This window comes from Enterobacter cloacae complex sp. I2, from assembly GCF_014896205.1.
GTDB classification, from domain to species: domain Bacteria; phylum Pseudomonadota; class Gammaproteobacteria; order Enterobacterales; family Enterobacteriaceae; genus Enterobacter; species Enterobacter quasihormaechei.
On sequence record NZ_JADBRA010000013.1, the window covers coordinates 58,787 to 79,925 of the forward strand.

22 protein-coding genes are annotated in these 21,139 nt (G+C 57.5%); 16 read left to right on the plus strand and 6 right to left on the minus strand.

The window, feature by feature from the left end:
* The first annotated feature begins 6 nt into the window (after nt 1-6).
* The 5 genes from urtB to zinT are packed head-to-tail and all read left to right on the plus strand — an operon-like array spanning nt 7 to nt 4,850.
* A complete protein-coding gene (gene urtB, locus IM300_RS12850) occupies nt 7-1,581 on the plus strand; it encodes an urea ABC transporter permease subunit UrtB (RefSeq protein WP_193036795.1) in 1,575 nt (524 codons plus the stop codon).
* On the plus strand, nt 1,581-2,654 hold the full coding sequence (gene urtC, locus IM300_RS12855) for an urea ABC transporter permease subunit UrtC (RefSeq protein WP_193036797.1): 1,074 nt from the start codon (nt 1,581-1,583) through the stop codon (nt 2,652-2,654). The genes urtB and urtC overlap by 1 nt, the downstream gene beginning before the upstream one ends.
* Nucleotides 2,654-3,451: an urea ABC transporter ATP-binding protein UrtD gene (gene urtD, locus IM300_RS12860; RefSeq protein ID WP_064910555.1), complete on the plus strand. Its 798-nt coding sequence runs from the start codon at nt 2,654-2,656 to the stop codon at nt 3,449-3,451. The genes urtC and urtD overlap by 1 nt, the downstream gene beginning before the upstream one ends.
* 9 nt (nt 3,452-3,460) lie before the next feature.
* Nucleotides 3,461-4,159, plus strand: coding sequence for an urea ABC transporter ATP-binding subunit UrtE (urtE, locus tag IM300_RS12865; protein ID WP_193036799.1), 699 nt, complete (start codon nt 3,461-3,463; stop codon nt 4,157-4,159).
* Between the two features lie 52 nt (nt 4,160-4,211).
* Nucleotides 4,212-4,850: a metal-binding protein ZinT gene (zinT, locus tag IM300_RS12870; protein ID WP_063867073.1), complete on the plus strand. Its 639-nt coding sequence runs from the start codon at nt 4,212-4,214 to the stop codon at nt 4,848-4,850.
* A gap of 46 nt (nt 4,851-4,896) precedes the next feature.
* Here the strand turns inward: zinT and ydeE are convergent, their stop codons facing one another.
* A complete protein-coding gene (ydeE, locus tag IM300_RS12875; RefSeq protein ID WP_236329766.1) occupies nt 4,897-6,114 on the minus strand; it encodes an efflux MFS transporter YdeE in 1,218 nt (405 codons plus the stop codon).
* A gap of 193 nt (nt 6,115-6,307) precedes the next feature.
* Here ydeE and eamA point away from each other — a divergent pair, with 193 nt between their 5' ends.
* A complete protein-coding gene (gene eamA, locus IM300_RS12880; protein ID WP_112792313.1) occupies nt 6,308-7,207 on the plus strand; it encodes an O-acetylserine/cysteine exporter in 900 nt (299 codons plus the stop codon).
* Nucleotides 7,208-7,245: 38 nt separating this feature from the next.
* Here eamA and marB read toward each other — a convergent pair whose 3' ends face one another.
* From marB to marR, 3 genes are read right to left on the minus strand one after another with little or no spacing between them, the layout of a single operon-like run.
* Complete coding sequence (marB, locus tag IM300_RS12885; protein WP_063866723.1) at nt 7,246-7,461, minus strand: multiple antibiotic resistance protein MarB; 216 nt, start codon at nt 7,459-7,461, stop codon at nt 7,246-7,248.
* A 32-nt stretch (nt 7,462-7,493) separates the two neighbouring features.
* A complete protein-coding gene (gene marA / locus IM300_RS12890; protein ID WP_001303241.1) occupies nt 7,494-7,874 on the minus strand; it encodes an MDR efflux pump AcrAB transcriptional activator MarA in 381 nt (126 codons plus the stop codon).
* A gap of 20 nt (nt 7,875-7,894) precedes the next feature.
* Nucleotides 7,895-8,329: a multiple antibiotic resistance transcriptional regulator MarR gene (marR, locus tag IM300_RS12895; protein ID WP_003857182.1), complete on the minus strand. Its 435-nt coding sequence runs from the start codon at nt 8,327-8,329 to the stop codon at nt 7,895-7,897.
* A gap of 255 nt (nt 8,330-8,584) precedes the next feature.
* Here marR and IM300_RS12900 point away from each other — a divergent pair, with 255 nt between their 5' ends.
* Nucleotides 8,585-9,250: a MarC family NAAT transporter gene (locus tag IM300_RS12900; protein WP_112792314.1), complete on the plus strand. Its 666-nt coding sequence runs from the start codon at nt 8,585-8,587 to the stop codon at nt 9,248-9,250.
* A gap of 45 nt (nt 9,251-9,295) precedes the next feature.
* On the opposite strand, the gene IM300_RS12905 is transcribed toward IM300_RS12900, so the two are convergent.
* The gene (locus IM300_RS12905; protein WP_193036801.1) at nt 9,296-10,492 is read right to left on the minus strand and encodes a sugar transporter; all 1,197 of its coding nucleotides are present in this window, start codon (nt 10,490-10,492) and stop codon (nt 9,296-9,298) included.
* A 176-nt stretch (nt 10,493-10,668) separates the two neighbouring features.
* Here IM300_RS12905 and IM300_RS12910 point away from each other — a divergent pair, with 176 nt between their 5' ends.
* The gene (locus IM300_RS12910) at nt 10,669-11,457 is read left to right on the plus strand and encodes a PhzF family phenazine biosynthesis protein (RefSeq protein WP_193036889.1); all 789 of its coding nucleotides are present in this window, start codon (nt 10,669-10,671) and stop codon (nt 11,455-11,457) included.
* 24 nt (nt 11,458-11,481) lie between these two features.
* Complete coding sequence (locus tag IM300_RS12915) at nt 11,482-12,294, plus strand: PhzF family phenazine biosynthesis protein (protein WP_193036803.1); 813 nt, start codon at nt 11,482-11,484, stop codon at nt 12,292-12,294.
* A gap of 20 nt (nt 12,295-12,314) precedes the next feature.
* Here the strand turns inward: IM300_RS12915 and IM300_RS12920 are convergent, their stop codons facing one another.
* Nucleotides 12,315-13,193: a LysR family transcriptional regulator gene (locus IM300_RS12920; protein ID WP_193036805.1), complete on the minus strand. Its 879-nt coding sequence runs from the start codon at nt 13,191-13,193 to the stop codon at nt 12,315-12,317.
* A 99-nt stretch (nt 13,194-13,292) separates the two neighbouring features.
* On the opposite strand from IM300_RS12920, the gene sad reads away from it, so the two are divergent.
* From sad to IM300_RS12955, 7 genes are all read left to right on the plus strand, one after another.
* The gene (gene sad, locus IM300_RS12925; RefSeq protein WP_193036807.1) at nt 13,293-14,675 is read left to right on the plus strand and encodes a succinate-semialdehyde dehydrogenase; all 1,383 of its coding nucleotides are present in this window, start codon (nt 13,293-13,295) and stop codon (nt 14,673-14,675) included.
* Nucleotides 14,676-14,802: 127 nt separating this feature from the next.
* Nucleotides 14,803-16,392, plus strand: a complete 1,590-nt coding sequence (locus IM300_RS12930; RefSeq protein ID WP_193036809.1) for a methyl-accepting chemotaxis protein — start codon at nt 14,803-14,805, stop codon at nt 16,390-16,392.
* 62 nt (nt 16,393-16,454) lie between these two features.
* Nucleotides 16,455-17,381: a glutaminase B gene (gene glsB, locus IM300_RS12935; RefSeq protein ID WP_063866715.1), complete on the plus strand. Its 927-nt coding sequence runs from the start codon at nt 16,455-16,457 to the stop codon at nt 17,379-17,381.
* On the plus strand, nt 17,381-17,743 hold the full coding sequence (locus IM300_RS12940) for a DUF4186 domain-containing protein (protein ID WP_063451328.1): 363 nt from the start codon (nt 17,381-17,383) through the stop codon (nt 17,741-17,743). The genes glsB and IM300_RS12940 overlap by 1 nt, the downstream gene beginning before the upstream one ends.
* 58 nt (nt 17,744-17,801) lie before the next feature.
* Complete coding sequence (locus IM300_RS12945; RefSeq protein WP_193036811.1) at nt 17,802-18,767, plus strand: diguanylate cyclase; 966 nt, start codon at nt 17,802-17,804, stop codon at nt 18,765-18,767.
* Between the two features lie 82 nt (nt 18,768-18,849).
* Nucleotides 18,850-19,377 (plus strand): GNAT family N-acetyltransferase, encoded by a 528-nt coding sequence (locus tag IM300_RS12950; protein ID WP_193036813.1) that lies wholly within the window; start codon nt 18,850-18,852, stop codon nt 19,375-19,377.
* A gap of 117 nt (nt 19,378-19,494) precedes the next feature.
* On the plus strand, nt 19,495-20,946 hold the full coding sequence (locus tag IM300_RS12955) for a tagaturonate reductase (RefSeq protein ID WP_193036815.1): 1,452 nt from the start codon (nt 19,495-19,497) through the stop codon (nt 20,944-20,946).
* Nucleotides 20,947-21,139: the final 193 nt, after the last annotated feature.

Here is a 21,139-nt window from a genome sequence, read left to right on the forward strand (position 1 = left end):
GACGTCATGAACGCCATGCGCATCATTATTGCGATTGTGTGGCTTACCGGACTGCTGCCAGGGATGGCGCAGGCATCGGATGCCGATGATTTCGTTGCCGCCACCCGGAGCCAGCAGACCGCTATGCTGACCCGGTGGGCGGCCGCGCCGGAACCTGCACGTTTGCCGCTGCTTAAGGCGCTGCAAACCGAGAATCTTTATACCGACAGCCAGAAGCATGCTTTTACCCGCATCGACGGCGGCATGGTTGCACTGGGGGCATCAAAAACCGCCGAAGGGGCAACCAAAGCCGTGCGCCTCACCAACCGGCTGCGCGTATTGACCCTCACGGCGCTGGCGACCCATCAGCTTGTAAGTGACAGTGTCACGGAAAGGCGGCATGCCGCGCGGCAGCTTCAGCGTGATGCCCAGCCGGAGATGCTCGGCTTCCTGCAACAGCGAGCCGGTCGCGAAACGGACGATGTCACCCGGCAGTCTCTGATGCTGGCGCTGGCAAACCTTCAGCTGACGAGCCCACAGGCGGAAATACGGCTGAAGGCGGTTGAGCTGCTGGGACAGTCTGACGATCCGGACGTGCAGGCCACGCTGGCACCGCTTACCCAGGCGCAAACCGAACCGGATGCGCGGGTACGTGCCGCAGCTACCGAAAGCCTGGACCGTATCCAGCACCGTTTAATGTGGGGCGAACTGCTGGGGCAGGCCTTTATGGGCCTGTCGTTGGGATCGGTGCTGCTGCTGGCCGCCCTCGGGCTGGCTATCACCTATGGTCTGCTGGGCGTGATCAACATGGCGCACGGCGAGATGCTGATGCTCGGCGCATATGCCACCTGGATGGTGCAGCAGATGATGGCGCAGTGGATGCCTCAGTGGCTGGCGCTCTATCCGGTGATAGCGCTGCCGGTGGCGTTTTGCCTGACGGCAGGTATCGGCATGGTGCTGGAGCGCACGGTGATCCGCCATCTGTATGGCCGCCCGCTGGAAACGCTGCTCGCCACCTGGGGGATCAGCCTGATGCTCATCCAGCTGGTGCGCATGACCTTTGGCGCACAGAACCTTGAGGTCGCGAACCCGGCCTGGCTGTCCGGCGGCGTGCAGGTTTTCGCCAACCTGACGCTACCGTGGAACCGCATTGTGGTGCTCGGCTTTGTGCTGCTGGTGCTGTTTTTCACCTGGCTGATTCTGAACAAAACGCGTCTGGGTCTTAACGTGCGGGCGGTGACGCAAAACCGCAGCATGGCGGCCTGCTGCGGCGTGCCGACCGGACGGGTTGATATGCTGGCGTTTGGCCTCGGGTCCGGCATCGCCGGGCTGGGCGGCGTGGCATTGTCCCAGCTGGGGAACGTGGGGCCGGAGCTGGGTCAGGGGTACATCATTGATTCGTTCCTGGTGGTGGTGCTGGGCGGCGTCGGTCAGCTGGCCGGTAGCGTGGCGGCGGCCTTTGGACTTGGCATCTTCAATAAAATTCTTGAACCGCATATGGGCGCGGTGCTGGGCAAAATCCTGATTCTGGTGGCGATTATTCTCTTTATCCAGAAGCGTCCGCAGGGGTTATTCGCACTGAAAGGGAGGGTGACAGACTGATGAGCCAGCCAATGACCTTAACACTGGCGCGCAGCGCACCGCGTACCACGCAGATTGTCGGCAGCCTGCTGATTGCGGCGCTGCTGGTGCTGCCTTTTCTCGCGCTGTTGCCTTCCACGCATCCGCTGGCTGTCTCCACGTGGATGCTGACGCTCGTCGGCAAAATCCTCTGCTACGCGATTGTCGCCGTGGCCCTCGATCTGGTGTGGGGCTATGCAGGCATGCTCTCGCTGGGGCACGGCATATTCTTCGCCCTGGGCGGGTATGCGATGGGCATGTACCTGATGCGCCAGGCGGCTGGCGACGGCCTGCCCGCGTTTATGTCGTTTCTGTCGTGGAGCGAGCTGCCGTGGTTCTGGTGGGGAACGCAGCATTTCGCCTGGGCGCTGGTTTTAATCGTGACGGTCCCCGGCCTGCTGGCGCTGGTCTTCGGCTGGTTTGCTTTCCGCTCGAAGATCAAAGGGGTCTATTTCTCGATTATGACCCAGGCGCTGACGTATGCGGGGATGCTGCTTTTCTTTCGCAATGAAACCGGCTTTGGCGGCAATAACGGCTTCACCGGCTTCACCACGCTGCTCGGGTTTTCCGTCACGGCGACCACGACGCGGATCGCGCTGTTTATCGCGACCGTAATGCTGCTGCTTCTGGCTCTGGGCACAGGCTACGCGCTGGCGAAGAGTAAGTTTGGCCGCATTTTGACGGCGGTACGCGATGCGGAAAACCGCCTGACGTTTTGCGGCTACGATCCGCGCGGCTTCAAGCTGCTGGTCTGGACGCTCTCTGCCGTGCTGTGCGGCCTGGCGGGGGCGCTGTACGTTCCGCAGGTGGGCATTATCAACCCGGGCGAGATGTCGCCAACCAACTCCATTGAAGCGGCCATCTGGGTCGCGCTGGGGGGCCGCGGCACGCTGGTGGGCCCGGTGATCGGCGCGGCGCTGGTCAACGGTGCGAAGAGCTTTTTCACCGTGGCGATGCCGGAGTACTGGCAGCTGTTTCTGGGGCTGATTTTCATTGCCGTCACGCTGTTTTTACCGCGTGGCGTGTTCGGTCTGTTGCGTAAGGGAGAGAAATAATGCAGCCCTCTGAAGGACTCTTTACCCGCCAGCTGCCGGGCGATCGTTACCGCGAGCAGACCGATCCGGTATTGCAGCTTGAGGCCATTAACGTCAGCTTCGACGGCTTTAAAGCGTTGACCGATCTCTCGCTGAATATCGGCGTCGGGGAGCTGCGCTGCATCATTGGGCCTAACGGTGCGGGCAAAACCACGCTGATGGATGTGATCACCGGCAAAACCCGGCCAAAAAGTGGTAAAGCCATTTACGATCAGTCCATCGACCTGACAACCCTTGAACCGGCGGCTATTGCCCGGCAGGGGATTGGGCGTAAGTTCCAGAAGCCGACGGTGTTTGAAGCGCTGACCGTATGGGAAAACCTCGAAATCGCCATGAAGGCCGACAGGTCCGTCTGGGCGAGCCTGCGGGCCACGCTCAGCGGCGAACAGCGCGACCGCATTGACGAAATGCTGTTATTGCTGCGGCTTGGCAGCGAGCGCGATCGCCGCGCCGGGCTGCTTTCCCACGGGCAGAAGCAGTTTCTGGAGATTGGCATGCTACTCGTGCAGGACCCGCATCTGCTGCTGCTGGACGAACCCGCCGCCGGCATGACCGACGCCGAGACGGAATACACCGCCGAACTGTTCCGCACCCTGGCAGGTAAACATTCGTTGATGGTGGTTGAGCACGATATGGGCTTCGTTGAGACCATCGCCGACCACGTCACGGTGCTGCATCAGGGACGCGTGCTGGCAGAAGGCTCGCTTCGCGAGGTACAGGCCAATGAACAGGTGATTGACGTCTATCTGGGACGCTAAGGAGAACGCATGTTGCAGGTTAACGAGCTGAATCAGTACTACGGCGGAAGCCATATACTGCGCGGAGTGAACTTTGAAGCGGCCGTCGGGGAAGTCACCTGCCTTTTGGGGCGCAACGGGGTGGGCAAAACCACCCTGCTGAGGTGCCTGATGGGGCTGATCCCGGTGAAAACCGGGGAAGTGGTCTGGCAGGGGAAAACCATCACCCACAGTAAGCCGCACCAGCGGGTGCAGTCCGGCGTGGCATATGTTCCGCAGGGACGCGAGATTTTTCCGCGTCTTACCGTTGAGGAAAATCTGCTGATGGGGCTGTCGCGCTTTTCCGCCCGCAGTGCAAAAGGCGTACCGGAGGAGATATGGCAGCTTTTCCCGGTGCTGAAAGAGATGAAGCACCGTCGCGGAGGCGATCTTTCCGGTGGTCAGCAGCAGCAGCTGGCGATTGGGCGGGCGCTGGCGAGCCGTCCACGGTTGCTGATCCTGGATGAGCCTACGGAAGGTATTCAGCCGTCGGTCATTAAAGAGATCGGCCAGGTGATCCGTAGCCTGGCAAACCGGGGGGATATGGCGATCCTGCTGGTGGAGCAGTTTTACGATTTTGCAGCGGAGCTGGCCGACAGCTATCTGGTGATGTCGCGCGGCAGTATTGTCCAGCACGGGCGCGGGGAAAATATGGAGCGGGAGGGCGTTCGCGGACTGGTTGCGATCTGAGATGTTATATTATAACATCCTCATTCTTATAACACGGAATGAGGGTTTTGCTTTGGCTGCACATGCTGGAAAAATTGCGCTGACTCTGGGAACGCTGCTGGTAAGCGGCTCGCTTTTTGCCCATTCGCACGGTCATCAGATGACGGAGGCGGAACAGAAGGCGGCGAACGGCGTCTTTGAGGATAAAGACGTCAGGGACAGAAAATTGTCTGACTGGGACGGGACCTGGCAGTCTGTTTATCCGTTCCTGCTTGATGGTTCACTGGATCCGGTTTTCCAAAAGAAAGCAGAGAAGGGTGACAAATCCGCTGACGAGGTGAAAGCCTACTACCGCAAGGGTTACGCCACGGACGTGGACGCCATTGGTATTGAAAACAACGTGATGGCGTTCCACCGAGGTAAGACGGTGAGCAGCTGCCGCTACGACTACAGCGGCTACAAAATTTTGACCTATGCTTCGGGGAAAAAGGGCGTTCGCTACCTGTTTGAGTGTAAGGATAACGCGAGTCAGGCGCCGAAATTTGTGCAGTTCAGCGACCATACCATCGGGCCGAAAGCCTCTTCACACTTCCATATCTTCATGGGCAACACCTCCCACGAGGCGCTGCTGAAGGAGATGGATAACTGGCCGACCTATTACCCGAATGAGATGTACAAAGAGCAGGTGGTGGAAGAGATGTTGCACCACTAGGATGCTGATTTTGCCGGGTGGCGGCTTCGCCTTACCCGGCCTACGATTAGGGTTTTCCAGGTCGGGTAAGCGCAGCGCCACCCGACACGCTATTTTCACTTTTCACGCGCATCCCGCGCAAAATCATCAGCCACGCCGCGACGATGGCGGCCATCATAATAATAAATAACGACCAGTGCGGCAGATGCGTCAGGATCAGCCCGGTGATCATCGGGTTCGCCGCTGCTCCCAGCCAGCCCAGCGCCTGCGCGGAGAAGTAGCTCGCCTTCATGCCCGGCGGGGCGATATTGTCGATCAGCATGTATTCACCCGGCGCATAGATAATTTCACCCAGGGTGAAAATCGCCGCCGCGATCCCCCAGTAAATCAGGTTCTCGCCGGAGAGCATAAACCCACCCAGCCCGAGGATGAAAAAGAGCGTCGCGGCAGTCATTAGCGGGCGGATATTGCTGGCGGAGATCTTGCGGCCAAGCGCGTATTGCAGGGTGACTACCACCACCGCGTTGACGGGCAGCACAACGGCCACCACCTTTTCTGCGAAATCGCTGTCCGCATACGCGGCGAGGACATACTGTGAAATGCAGGTGGCGAACGATCCGCCCACGTAGGACGCCAGCAGACCGGAGAGCGTGTACCAGAACAGCGCCCGGTCCTTCAGCAGCACCGAGGGCTGCCACGGCGCTTTTTCTTCCACGCTGTCAGACGCTACGCTTTTCTGCACAAAGAAATGGATAAACCCGAGAGGCAGCGCGGCGCAGAAGGCCGCCAGCCAGAACGGCAGTTGCAGGCTGTACATCACCAGCAGGGTGCCCATCGGCGGCCCGATGGTCCAGCCGATATTCAGAAAACTGTAGTTGAGCGAGAACACGCGCGCCTTTTCGCTGGTGGTCAGCACGTCGGCAAACCACGCTTTCAGCACCGTTGAGAATACGGAATAGGCGCAGTTAATAAGGGCAAAGAACAGCACCACCAGCGTAACGTTATTCACCAGCGGAATGGCCACAAACCCGGCAATAAAGGCCACGATGGCGATCAGCATATAGCGTTTTTTGTCGAACTTATCCGCCAGGATGCCAAACCCCAGGCTAAACACCACGCCTATGGTCAACGCCACGGTAAGGGCGTAGCCAATATTCTCCACGCTCATGTTGTACACGCGCGTGAGATAAATGGTCATAAAGGGCAGCGTTGCCCCGCGGCCAATTGTTAATAACAATGACGACGCCAGCAGCGCTGCGGTTGAGCGCCTGAGAGATGGTTTCATTTTCCTGCCCGACAAATGCTTATGCTTTTTTTGTTGTGTTATTACAGGATTATCACGGGATCGGCAGCTTGTATAGCACCCAATTTATCCGCAAGTGCTTCGCCTCAGTACCAGAATTAATGATCTTCTCGCGGGACTATTTTTTCTGTTACCTTGAAGTGTTTACAAAAATTTAATAATTCAGGGGCGGAAGATGACGCGTAAAGACGGGCTGTTGGCGTTGCTGGTTGTGGTGGTGTGGGGACTCAATTTTGTGGTCATCAAAATGGGGTTGCACAACATGCCTCCGCTGATGCTGGCCGGTCTGCGCTTCCTGCTGGTGGCGTTCCCGGCGCTGCTGTTCGTTGCCCGTCCGAAAATTCCCCTTAAGCTTCTGCTGGGCTACGGCCTGACCATCAGTTTTGGTCAGTTTGCGTTTCTCTTTTGCGCCATTAAATTCGGTATGCCTGCGGGTCTGGCTTCGCTGGTGCTCCAGGTGCAGGCGTTCTTTACCATTATTCTCGGCGCGTTTGTCTTTGGCGAGCGCTTGCAGGGCAAACAGCTGGCGGGCATTAGCCTTGCGGTCTTTGGCGTGCTGGTGCTGATAGAAGGCAGCCTTAACGGTCAGCATGTCGCCCTGCTGGGCTTTATGCTGACCCTGGCGGCGGGGCTAAGCTGGGCGTGCGGCAACATCTTCAACAAGCTGATAATGCAGCACGAGGCGCGTCCGGCGGTGATGTCGCTGGTGGTCTGGAGCGCGTTGATCCCCATTGTGCCGTTTATGGCCGCGTCGTTTATTCTGGATGGTCCGCAGGTGATGCTGAAAAGCCTGGTGGAGATCGACCTGACGACCATTTTGTCGCTGGTCTATCTGGCGTTAGTCGCCTCAATCATTGGCTACGGCATCTGGGGATCGCTGCTCGGGCGCTATGAAACCTGGCGCGTGGCGCCGTTATCGCTGCTGGTGCCGGTGGTCGGGCTTGCCAGTTCCGCACTTTTACTGGACGAAACGCTCAGCGCGCTGCAACTGTCTGGCGCGGGGTTGATTATGGCCGGGCTGTATATCAACGTCTTTGGCTTACGGGTGCGTCGGGCGACGCGAGTGCGGGGTTAAGGTAGAAAAAAGCCCCGCCATAGCGGGGCAAAAACGAATTACAGGTCGTGGTTGTAATACGGCACGCCTAATTCGTCGGATTTGTCGCTGCCAGCGCCCATGTGATTGAAGTCATAGGGAGACTGGCTTTGCGTGGACGGCATAATCATGGTGTCACGATTATTTTGCTGCCCCGCACTGGGGGTTTGCTCCGCGAAACTCTGGCCGGAAACCAGCACCAGCAAGGTGAGGGCGGCGGAGACGATAAATTTCATGATTTCCTCGGTTACGTCTTAACAGGCGATGATTAACTGCAATGTTTTAGCGGATACAGATAACGGGATTCACCCGGCATACTGGTAATACGGTACTTATGAGGCGGCACGTCAAAGTAGTTCTTGAACGTACGCGTCAGGGTTTGCTGCGATTCAAAACCATAACGCTCTGCCAGATAAAGGATCGGCTCATTGCTTTCTTTCAGCTTCTGGGCAATCTCCGTCAGCTTGCGGCTGCGAATATATTGACCTAATGAATGACCGGTCTCTTTTTTGAACATCCGTTGCAGGTGCCATTTTGAATAACCTGAACGCTCAGACACTTTTTCAAGAGAGAGCGGAGATTCCAGGTTATCTTCGATCCAGTCCAAAATGCTATGAATGGTGATAGCGTCAGTATTGCGTCTGGACATCGTCATACCTCTTTTTCTGTTTACGGCAGGATTTTCTTGAGTAAAAGCTCAAGCGTTGCCACTTCATCTGCCGTTAAGTTTTTTGTTAGTTCCTGGTGCAGTGTTTGTCCTACTAATTGATGACATTGCTCACACATGGCCGCGCCATCGCTGGTCAGTTTCACCAGTACGCCACGTTTGTCATTCGGGTTAGGGCTTCGTTCGACCCATCCTTTACAGACGAGACGATCCAGCATGCGGGTTAACGCACCCAGATCGACAGAGAGCACCTTTTTCAGCTCAACCGGCGTGATACACACTTCGCAGCGAATGGAACACAGCACTTTGAACTGTGTTGCGGTGATATCCAGCGGTGACAGGTAGTCATTGAGCAGGCGATCTTTTTTCTGGTTAACCATATGAATAAGACGACCCAGTGGGATTATGTCGTTAAAGAGGTCACTGGTGCTTTTCACAATGGTTGCCCTGGCAAGTAGTTTAGTCACGGCAGATATTATTGCTCAGGCAAGTATAAGTCAACTGAATGAATCAGCCGATGCCACGAATTGCTAAAACGCTTCAGGAACTATTTCAGTACGCTTTTAAATCAGTTACATAATCTGAGGTTATTGGTTGCGCGGGACAATGAGAGTAACGTTACGCGGATGGCTCCGGACGAGGGTTCCCCCTATAATTGCGATGTTGAATAAGGATAAGGACTGCGGTGCACTATGTTGGATTTGATTAAGGCTGTGGGGCTTGGGCTGGTGGTGTTGCTGCCGCTGGCGAACCCGTTAACGACGGTAGCACTCTTTCTGGGGCTGGCGGGGAACATGAATAGCGCGGAGCGCAATCAGCAGTCGATGATGGCCTCCGTATACGTTTTTGCCATCATGGTGGTGGCTTATTATGCCGGGCAGCTGGTGATGAATACCTTCGGCATCTCCATTCCGGGCCTGCGTATTGCCGGCGGGCTGATCGTGGCCTTTATTGGTTTCCGGATGCTGTTCCCGGCGCAAAAAGCGCACGAATCACCGGAAGCGAAAAGCAAATCGGAGGAGCTTGAAAGCGAACCGAGCGCCAATATCGCCTTTGTGCCGTTAGCCATGCCGAGCACGGCGGGGCCGGGGACGATTGCGATGATCATCAGTTCTGCCTCAACGGTGCGTGATGGTTCGACTTTCCCGGACTGGGTTATCACCGTTGCGCCGCCGCTCATTTTTGGGCTTATCGCTCTTATCGTCTGGGGATCGTTACGCAGTTCCGGGGCGATTATGCGCTGGGTAGGCAAGGGGGGGATTGAAGCTATCTCCCGTCTGATGGGCTTCCTGCTGGTCTGTATGGGCGTGCAGTTTATTATTAATGGCGTGCTGGAGATTGTGAAGACGTACCATTGAGAACAGTGCCGGGTGGCGGCTTCGCCTTACCCGGCAAACTCAACGTCAACCGTGGTTGGTCTGTTCTTCCATCGCGACCGGCCATTTACGGAAGATCAGCACCGACCAGATCAGTGCGATCAGCGCCGGAACAGCCCCAAGATAGCCAATGGCCGACATCGACACATGCAGGCTGATCTGATTACCCACCAGCGCGCCGGCCCCAATTCCCAGATTAAAAATTCCGGAGAAGAGCGACATCGCCACGTCCGTGGCATCCGGTGCCAGTGCCAGCACTTTGACCTGCATTCCCAGACCGATAATCATGATCGCCACGCCCCAAAACAGGCTGAGGATCGCCAGATGGCTTTCGCTACCCGCCGCAGGCATCAGTAAAAGCAGGCACGCCAGCAGCAGGCCAATCGCACCGCTTACAAGCGCAGACGCGTGTCGATTGCCCAGCTTCCCAAACAGGACACTGCCGATAATCCCCGCGCCGCCCAGGATCAGCAGCAGAACGGTGGCGAAGTTGGCGCTGAAGCCCGCGACAACCTGTACGAACGGCTCAATATAGCTATAGGCCGTATAGTGGGCAGTCACCACAATCACGGTCAGCAGATAGATGCTCATCAGCGCCGGACGACGCACCAGCAGCGGCAGACTTTTCAGCGAGCCGGAGTGTTCGCTCGGCAGTTTTGGCAGCAGTTTAACCAGACACACCAGCGTGATCAGCGCCCCCATGCCGATGGCAAAGAAGGTGGTGCGCCAGCCAAAGTATTGACCCACGATACGCCCGATGGGCAAGCCTAACACCATCGCCAGCGCCGTTCCGGTGGCAATCAGGCTCAGCGCCTGGGCGCGTTTCCCCGCGGGCGCCAGGCGAATGGCGAGCGACGCGGTAATCGACCAGAAAACGGCATGGGCAAAGGCGATACCCGTGCGGCTGATGACCAGCACCGTAAAGTTCCACGCCATAAACGACAGCACATGGCTGGCAATGAACACCACAAACAGCCCAATCAGCAGCTTACGGCGTTCCATCTGGCTGGTCAGCAGCATAAACGGCAGCGACATCAGCGCCACGACCCATGCATAGATGGTCAGCATGATGCCTGCCTGTGCCGTCTCCATGTTGAAGCTGGCTGCGATGTCAGACAGCAGTCCAACCGGAACAAATTCCGTGGTGTTGAAAATAAACGCTGCGATGGCGAGCGTGACCACGCGTAGCCACGCGACCCTGCGGGAAACCGTGTGTGTTGTCATAGGGATATCTGGGATTCGTTGCCTGAAAGATGAGGTGACGATCTTAAAGCGTTAAACGGCGAAAACTCAACCGTTATGTGACGTGAATCACAAAATTTACCTTCATGCAGCGGTAGCGAGCGCGGGGGATTTCATTGAAGATAGAGAACAACACAACAAAAACGGGCGGTAACTCGATGCAGGAGATTGATTTTTATCTGGTAGATGCGTTCAGCGCGTCCTCCTTTGGCGGCAACCCGGCGGCGGTATGCCCGCTAAAAGCGTGGCTGCCGGATGAGACGTTACTGCGTATGGCGCAACAGCATAACCAGTCGGAAACCGCGTTTTTTGTCTGCACCGAAGGGGGGATTGAGCTGCGCTGGTTCACCACGCTTACCGAGGTTAATCTCTGCGGTCACGCGACCCTTGCCGCAGCGTATGTTCTGTTCAACGAGCTGGACTATCCGGACTCGCGCATTCATTTTGATACCGCTTCCGGCCGCCTGACCGTCAGCCGGGAGGGTGACTGGATGACGCTGGATTTCCCCGCCTGCCCGACGCAGGCGCAGATGCCGCCACCGGAGATGCTCTCCGCGCTCGGTATCAGCCGCTATGTCGACGCCCGCAAAGGCCGTGCCTGGGTGCTGGTGCTGGAAAACCGCGAGCAGGTGGAAGCCGTTACGCCGGACTTCTCCGCGATGTTGCCGGGCGTTCATAAGGTGGCTGTGACCGCCCGGGATGAAGGGGAGTATGTCTTTGTCAGCCGTTTCTTTTCGCCGGGCGTGGCCGTGCCGGAAGATCCGGTCACCGGCTCCGCACACACCATGTTGATCCCATACTGGAGTGAGAAACTCGGTAAAACAAAGATGTTTGCGCGTCAGGTTTCTGCCCGCGGTGGGGACGTCCGCTGCGAACTTAAGGGCGACCGCGTGCTGATGGGCGGGCAGGCGTCACTGTATCTCAAGGGCACAGTTTTTCTGCGCTGACTAAATGGATAAGAGGAATAAACGATGCAGGAAATTGATTTTTATCTGGTAGATGCCTTCAGCGACAGGGCGTTCGGCGGCAACGCAGCGGCAGTGTGTCCGCTGGAGTCCTGGCTTGCGGACGAGACGTTGCTCAGCATGGCGAAACAGCATAACCAGTCGGAGACGGCGTTCTTCGTGCGCACGGACGAAGGCTTTGAGCTGCGCTGGTTTACCACGCAGGATGAAATTAACCTGTGCGGCCACGCGACCCTGGCCGCCGCGCACGTTATTTTTGAATACCTGGACTATCCGCACACGGAGATTACCTTTAGCACGCGCTTCGTGGGGGATCTGACGGTAACTCGCAGCGGCGACTGGCTGACGCTGAATTTCCCGGCCTGGTCAACCGAGGCCGTCGACAACCCGCCGCCGGCGCTGTTCAGCGCGCTGGGTATTAGCGCGGCGAAAGAGGTGCGCGTCGGTCGTGACTATATGGTCGTGCTCGACAGCCAGCAGCAGGTGGAGGCCCTGACGCCGGACATTGCGGCGATGACCCCGCTGGGGAAAATGGTCTGCATCACGGCGCCAGGGGACGCGTATGATTTCGTCAGCCGCTTCTTCTGTCCGGGTGAAGGGGTGCCGGAAGATCCGGTCACGGGCTCAACCCACAGCATGCTGATCCCGTACTGGAGCGAAAAGCTCGGTAAAACGCAGATGGTTGCCCGCCAGGTGTCCCTGCGCGGCGGCGATTTGCGCTGCGCGCTGAAGGGCGACCGCGTATTGATTGGCGGTCAGGCCACGCTGTATATGAAGGGGAAAGTTTACCTTCGCCTCCAGGATTACGGACAACGTTAATTGCCCGTACGCTGATGCTGTTATGCAGAAGGCGCTGATGGCTGACGTTCGTTCAGCAACGCGATAAATGCCTCGAGCTGGCGCGTCAGCGCCCCGCGTCGCCACACCAGCCAGGTGGTGAGCCAGCGCCAATTCTCCGCCAGCGGCCACGCCGCTACCTGGTGGTGCCCCGGCATGCTCTCCAGCATGGAGCGGGGCATCAGCGCAATGCCTGCTCCCGCGATCACGCAGGCGAGCATCCCGTGATAGGACTCCATCTCATGGATCCGTCCCGGCGTGACGCGGTCAGCATGAAACCAGCTCTCCAGATGACGCCGGTACGAGCAGTTGGCGCGAAAGGCGTAAACGTCGCTGCCGCTTACCTGCGCGGCTTTTGATACTTCCGCGTGCCCCGCAGGGGTGACCAGCATCATCTCTTCCTGGTAAACAGGCATGCCTTCCAGCTCCGGGTGCGAGAGCGGCCCGTCGACAAAGGCCGCGCTGAGCGTGCCCTCAAGCACGCCGTCAATCATCGTGCCGGAAGGCCCGGTAGACAGCGCAAACTGAATGCGCGGATAGCGCTGGTTAAACAGCGCCAGGCTTTCCGGAATGCGCACGGCGGCGGTACTTTCCAGCGCGCCAAGTGAGAATAATCCCTGCGGTTCATCCCCGGCGACCACCATTCGGGCTTCGTCGACCAGCGCCAGGACCTGCTTGCTGTAACGTAAAAAATTGTGCCCGGCGGGGGAAAGCCGCAGGCGCTGATTCTCGCGAATAAACAGCTCCACGCCCAGATCTGCCTCAAGCTGACGGATGCGGGTGGTGAGGTTTGAAGGCACCCGGTGCACCTTCTGCGCCGCCTGGGTAATGCTGCCGGTCAGCGCGACGGCGTTAAACATCTCAAGCTGTGTTAAGTCCATATCATTCTCGATTCGTGAATAAGGTGGTGAGTATTATTCATTTTTAAGAAATACCAGAGTGGGCCACAATGAATCAACCGTTATTACGTGGAGAACATCATGACCTATTCATCTGCAACCCATGCTCTCTCTGTCAACCCGGCGACCGGCGAAACGCTGTCCGCCTGGCCGTGGGCAACGTCTCAGGACGTGGAGCGAGCCATTGCGCTGGCCGATGCCGGTTTTCGCCAGTGGCGACGCGAAGGCATAGCGCACCGGGCACAGAAACTTCGCGATCTGGGTACGGCGCTGCGCAGCCGTGCGGAAGAGATGGCGCAGACTATCTCCCGCGAGATGGGCAAGCCCATTGTCCAGGCGCGTGCGGAAGTGGCGAAATCAGCCAGCCTTTGCGACTGGTACGCCGAACACGGCCCGGCGATGTTGCGCGCGGAATCCACCCAGGTCGAAAATGCGGTCATTGAGTATCGTCCGCTGGGGCCGATCCTGGCGGTGATGCCATGGAACTTCCCGCTCTGGCAAGTGTTGCGCGGCGCGGTGCCGATCCTGCTGGCGGGGAACAGCTATCTGCTTAAGCATGCGCCAAACGTGCTCGGCTCGGCGGACCTGATTGGGCAAGTGTTCGCGGATGCCGGCTTCCCGGAGGGTGTCTTTGGCTGGGTAAACGCGACGAATGACGGCGTCAGCCAGGCGATTAACGATCGTCGTATTGCGGCGGTGACGGTGACCGGCAGCGTTCGGGCAGGCGCGGCGATTGGCGCGCAGGCAGGTGCGGCGCTGAAGAAATGCGTGCTGGAGCTGGGAGGTTCCGATCCGTTTATCGTCCTGAACGATGCCGATCTGGATCTGGCCGTCAGCGCGGCCGTGGCCGGGCGTTATCAGAATACCGGGCAGGTTTGTGCGGCGGCGAAACGCTTTATCGTGGAAGCGGGCGTGGCAGAAGCTTTTACCCAACGCTTTGTAGACGCGGTTGCGGCGCTGAAGATGGGCGCACCGGATGAAGAAGAGCACTACATTGGCCCAATGGCGAGATTTGACCTTCGCGATGAGCTGCATCAGCAGGTGCAGGCTACGCTGGCGGAAGGGGCGACCCTGCTACTGGGCGGAGAGAAGATGTCCGGGACCGGTAACTATTACGCACCAACCGTACTCGGCGGCGTCACCCCGGAGATGACGGCCTTCCGTCAGGAGCTGTTTGGCCCGGTAGCGGCAATTACCGTTGCGAACGATGCGGCGCATGCCTTGCAGCTGGCTAACGACAGCGACTTTGGCTTATCTGCGACGGTCTTTACCGCGAACGACGCGCAGGCTGAAACCTTCTCTCGCGAACTGGAGTGCGGCGGCGTGTTTATCAACGGCTACAGCGCCAGCGATGCGCGTGTCGCCTTTGGCGGCGTGAAGAAGAGTGGCTTCGGGCGAGAGCTTTCTCATTTCGGTCTGCACGAGTTCTGTAACGTTCAGACCGTGTGGAAGGAGCGCGTGTAATGTTGTTGCCGGGTAGGGCAAGGCCGCTACCCGGCAGTTCATGTTTCCTGTCATTATTCTGCAATGGTTCTGTCATTTTCGTTTCGTAGACTCGCTCGCGTCTAACGTATTGTTACAGAAGAAAATTATGAACCTAACGCAAATTTTTCGCCGTCTTGCGCAGCGCATTATTCCCCGTCAGTTTGGCCTGCTGACCGGCATCTTTTGTATTATTGGCCTTTTCTCCGCCCTGCAACTCTCTTCCTCCTTCCTGCTGACCGCCTCCCTCAATGAAGCCCAGCGTAACGAACAGCGCAATCAACTGGCCTGGCAGCAGCAGAGTAAGCTGGATCAGGCACGCGTTTCCCTGCTGGCCGCCAGCGATCTGCTCAATCGCTCCGGCGTTTACTTTATGCAGGATAAAGAGACCGGCTCAGAAGGGAGCTGGCATAGCCTGATGGACGAGGCGCAAAAATCCCTGGCGGCGTCTCAGCAGGCATGGCAAGCCTGGCTCGCGCTTAATCCGCCGAAAGACGAGGGGCTGGTTAATAGCTATCAGCTTTTCTTCGGCGCCATCAGAGAGCAGGCGGAAGGGCTGGTGAAAACCAACAGTATCGATCTCTTTTTTGCCGTACCTGCCCAGGCGTTTCAGACCGATTTTAATGACAACTTTGCGCGCTATCAGCAACGGAGCGAGAAGCAGGCGATACAGGGGCGTCAGTCGTTAATGGAACAACTCTCAGGCCTGCAACGGCTGTTCCTGTTTGCGCCGCTGGTGCTGCTCGCCATTGCCATTGCCGTCTGGTTCGGAATGGCGAAATGGGTGATATCTCCGCTACGCCGTCTGATTGCCCATATCAACCAGCTTGCGGCAGGGGACCTGTCGGGCACGCCGCCTGACGTTATGCGCTTTAACCGGGAAATCAGCCAGCTCAGCAACAGTATTACCGCCATGCAGCGCGGGCTACAGCAGCTGGTGACTCAGGTCAGCGAGGCCACCACCTCCATGGTTGAGAATATCGGGTCACTTGTGCAGGGAAATCAGAAGCTTTATCAGCAGTCTACGCGTCAGGCAAAAGAGCTGGAGGAGGTAACGGCGCATATTGCCGACCTCGAAACCCACGTTGAGGGCAATACGGGTTATGCAAAGCTCGCCCGCTCGCGTGCCGATGAGGCCCGACAGGCTGCCGCCGGCGGGGAGCAAATGATGTCTGCGGTGAATGGCTCAATGCAGACGATCGTTGACCGATCCTCAGAAATGCGCGGGATCGTCGCAATGATCGACAGCGTGGCGTTTCAGACCAACATTCTGGCCCTTAACGCCGCCATTGAAGCCGCCCATGCGGGGGAACAGGGGCGCGGGTTTGCGGTGGTCGCCCGGGAAGTGGGGCTGCTGGCTCGAAAAAGCAGTCACTCCACGCAAACCATCCAGGCGCTGATCAACCACTCGCTTCAGGGCATTGAGGAAGGTTCTCAGGTGGTCAACCGTCTGGAGGATAATCTGCAACAGGTCACCGGGCTGGTGGCGAATCTGAGCAGCCTGCTGAACGATATTTCGCTGGCTACCCTGAATCAGGGGGAAAGTATCCATCAGATGACCCGTCAGCTTCAGGCGCTGAATCAGGTATCGCGTCAGACGGACGTGCTGGTCAGCGAAGCGTCGAAGGCCTCTGAACGCCTGCATCAGGAGTCCGATCTTTTGATGCAGGCCGTCTCGCGTTTTCGTCTCCCTGCCTGACGTGACGTATCAGCCTCTGTTATACTCGCAGCCCGTTTTAGCCTGAGGGCAAGGAGCAAAGTGTGGCTGCGGTCATCCATAATGAGATGCTGGACGAGATTCTGGCGCAGGTTCGTCCGTTACTGGGGCAGGGTAACGTTGCCGATTACATTCCCGCGCTGGCTTCAGTCAGCGGGAATAAGCTCGGCATCGCCATTTGTACTATCGACGGTCAGCGCTTTCAGGCGGGAGACGCGCTGGAGCGCTTTTCCATTCAGTCGATCTCAAAAGTGCTTAGCCTGGTTGCCGCCATGCGCCAGTATGACGAGCAAGAGATCTGGCAGCGGGTGGGCAAAGATCCGTCCGGTCAGCCGTTCAACTCCCTTCTTCAGCTTGAAATAGAGCAGGGTAAGCCGCGTAACCCGTTTATTAATGCCGGAGCGCTGGTGGTGTGCGATATGCTGCAAAGCCGGCTGAGCGCGCCGCGGCAAAGAATGCTGGAAATTGTGCGTCAGCTTTCCGGCGTACAGGACATTGCCTACGATCCGGTGGTGGCGCGGTCCGAATTTGAACACTCCGCCCGTAACGCCGCCATTGCCTGGCTGATGAAGTCCTTCGGCAATTTTCATAATGACGTCGCTACGGTGCTGCAAAACTATTTCCATTACTGCGCGCTGAAGATGAATTGTGTCGAACTGGCGCAGACTTTCCTTTTTCTGGCGCATCAGGGCCATGCCCCGCATCTGGCCGAGGACGTCGTCTCTCCGATGCAGGCCCGGCAAATTAACGCCTTAATGGCAACCAGCGGCATGTATCAGAACGCCGGGGAGTTTGCCTGGCGCGTGGGGCTGCCGGCTAAATCCGGCGTTGGCGGTGGGGTTGTGGCAATTGTCCCCCACGAGATGGCGATTGCCGTCTGGAGCCCGGAACTGGACGAGACCGGCAATTCACTGGCGGGCGTGGCGGCGCTTGAACAGCTGACCAAACGTCTGGGACGGTCCGTCTACTGATGTCTACGCTCGATCCTTTATTTGCGCGCCTGGCTCGCTCGACGTTCCGTTCGCGTTTTCGTCTAGGTACCAAAGAGCGGCAATACTGCTGGGATAAGGGCGTGGAGACTATCGATCGGCATGCGGCCGATTTTGTATCCGCGCGGCTGGCACCTGCACACCCCGTGAATGACGGTAAGCAGACGCCGATGCGCGGCCATCCGGTCTTTATCGCCCAGCATGCCACGGCAACCTGCTGTCGGGGCTGTCTGGCTAAGTGGCACGCTATCCCGCAGGGCGTGCCGCTCAATGCGCAGCAACAACAGTATATCGTCAACGTGATCCATCATTGGCTGGTCATTGAGGTAAATCGTGCCTCCTGAACTGACAATGTCTCTGTTTAAGCTACGCTTTTACTAATGCTCAGCGTCAGGAGACGTTATGAAAGCACCTTTAGTTCCCGTTAATGAAGCGGAGCGCCTGATTGCTCTGCGCGAGTCCGGTCTGCTCGAGATCGACAATAATCCCGCGTTTGATCGTCTGACGCGGCTGGCATCACGCTTTTTCAGGGTGCCGCTGGCGATGATAACGCTGGTGGATGACAACGCCGTCATCGTGAAGTCTGCCGAGGGCAAAGTGCCCGTCAGCCAGCCTCGCGATCTCTCGTTCTGTGGCCATACGATTCTGGGTGATGCCCCGCTGGTGGTGAGTGACACGCTGCTGGACGAACGCTTTGCGGATAATCCGCAGGTGGTGGTAGAGGGCGGCATACGCTTTTATGCCGGTTTTCCGCTGCGTTTACGCGACGGGGCGTGCGTAGGATCGCTGTGCATTATTGATTACGCACCGCGCGAATTTACGGCGGCGGATTCCGCCGTGCTGGCCGATCTCAGCGCGCTGGCAGAAGATGAATTTGCCGCAGTCAGCGCGGCCACGACCGATGAGCTTACGGGGTTGTTCAACCGTCGCGGGTTTAATCAGTTTGCGCATTTTGCCCTGTCTGTTGCGCGGCGTCGGGCAGAGCCGTTAACGCTTGGCTGGCTGGATCTGGACCATTTCAAAACCATTAACGATCGCTTCGGCCATCAGGAGGGCGACAAAGCCCTGAAAGCGATGGCTAACCTGATGCGTTCCTCCTTCCGCGAGGCCGATCTGCTGGTACGTTTCGGCGGCGATGAGTTCGCGGTGCTGTTTGCGGACACCGATGAGCCAGGCGCCTGGATCGCCATGCAGTATCTCGTCGAACAAACGGAAAAGTACAACGCGCGCCAGCTCCATCCCTGGTCGTTACAGTTCTCCTGGGGGCTGAGCGAGTTCGATCATCACCGGAACGATATGCAGGCGTGGTTAAAACAGGCGGATACGCAGATGTACGCCATGAAGCAGCAACATCACCGCGAAAAATGACATAACGAAATCCTATGTCATCGCTTGTTGCGTTACAAAAATGTTAATAGCAAAGTGGAGAGATTCAATCTAAGGACGCGCTATGAACTCTCCCATGCTGATTAAACCTCTTTCCCGGCAGGACATCCTTACCCACCTCGATGACCTGATCGATATTCTTGTCAACTGCGTTAACGGCGGTGCCTCCGTCAGTTTTATGCTGCCTTTTACTGCTGAGAAGGCGCGTACGTTCTGGCTCGGCGTTGCGGACAGCGCCGGGCGCGGCGAACGAACCCTCCTGGGCTGTTTCGATGAAGAGCAGGGCCTAATAGGAACGGTACAGCTCATCACCGATCAGCCTGAAAACCAGCCGCACCGCGCAGACGTCGCAAAACTTCTGGTTCACGAGAAGGCGCGTCGTAAAGGGGTAGCCATGGCGCTGATGGAAGCGCTGGAGGCGGTTGCGCGTGAAAAAGCGCTGACGGTGCTGGTGCTTGATACTACGACAGGCAGCGGCGCGGAGACGTTTTACCAGCGTGCAGGGTGGCAAAAGGTGGGGGAGATCCCACGCTACGCGTTGATGCCGAACGGCGATATGGCGGCGACCTCGGTGTTCTATAAATTTTTGTGATTATTTCCCGCCATTGCGTCATGAGTTGATCCAGACAGGGGTTCTGGTTGTGAAGTTTTGATAAGTTATTACACCAATCTTATCAGGCTGTATGACTAATCATAAAGGACCTCCATTGTGAACACACTCAACCGTCGTGATTTCCCCGGTGCGCGCTACCCTGAACGTATCATCCAGTTCGGCGAAGGTAACTTCCTGCGCGCGTTCGTTGACTGGCAAATCGACCTTTTGAACGAGCACACCGATCTCAACTCAGGTGTGGTGATTGTTCGGCCGATCCAGAGCGATTTTCCTCCGTCGCTGAGTACTCAGGATGGTCTTTATACCACGATTATTCGGGGTCTGAACGAGCAGGGGGAAGCGGTAAGCGATGCGCGTCTTATTCGCTCTGTGAACCGTGAAATCAGCGTCTACAGCCAGTACGATGAATTTCTGGCGCTCGCCCATAACCCGGACATGCGGTTTGTCTTCTCCAACACCACGGAAGCGGGCATCAGCTATCACGCGGGCGATAAGTTTGACGATGCGCCTGCTGCCAGCTATCCGGCCAAGCTGACGCGTCTGCTGTTCGAACGCTTTACCCACTTCAACGGGGCTGCGGATAAAGGCTGGATCATCATTCCTTGCGAACTCATTGACTACAACGGCGAAGCCCTGCGTGAACTGGTGCTGCGTTATGCGCAGGAGTGGGCGCTGCCGGCGGCGTTCATTGCCTGGCTGAACGACGCGAACACCTTCTGCTCGACGCTGGTTGACCGCATTGTTACCGGCTACCCGCGTGATGAGATGGCGGAGCTGGAAGCCGGGCTGGGCTATCACGACGGTTTCCTGGACACCGCTGAACATTTCTATCTGTTTGTTATTCAGGGGCCAAAATCGCTTGCAGCCGAACTGCGTCTGGATAAATACCCGCTCAACGTCCTGATTGTTGACGATATCAAACCGTATAAAGAGCGCAAGGTGGCGATCCTCAACGGCGCGCACACGGCGCTGGTGCCGGTTGCTTATCAGGCCGGACTGGATACGGTAGGGGAAGCCATGAACGACGCGGAGATTTGCGCGTTCGTTGAAAAAGCTATCTATGAGGAGATTATTCCGGTACTGGATCTGCCGCGCGACGAGCTGCAATCCTTCGCCCGTGCCGTAACGGGGCGCTTCCGTAATCCGTACATTAAGCACCAGCTGCTGTCGATTGCCTTAAACGGGATGACGAAATACCGCACCCGCATTCTGCCGCAGCTGCTGGCAGGGCAGAAGACGACCGGCAAACTGCCCGCACGACTCACATTTGCCCTGGCGGCGCTGATTGCCTTCTACCGTGCCGAACGCAACGGTGAGCGTTATCCGGTGCAGGACGATGCGCACTGGCTGGAGCGTTATCAGCAACTGTGGACGCAGCATCACGACAAGCAGATTACTGCGCACGATCTGGTGTCGTCGGTGTTAAGCGTCAGCGAGCACTGGGAGCAGGACCTGACACAGGTGAATGGACTGGTAGAACAGGTTGCGCAGGATCTGGATGCGATTTTAAGCAAAGGGATGCGCGATGCGGTGAAACCGCTCTGCTAATCAGACTGCCCGGCGTTTGCCGGGTTTTTTAGCAACTGTCTTTAGTTACAACATACCATAGGTTCTTTTTTTTAAATCACATGCAGCACCGTGCGGTTTAGGCTAATCAGGTGAGAAAATGCAATGAGTTGTTAACATGCTTGCAACCGTGACGGGGATCACGTTTAATAGCCCCGCTCTTTACTTTTCTGAA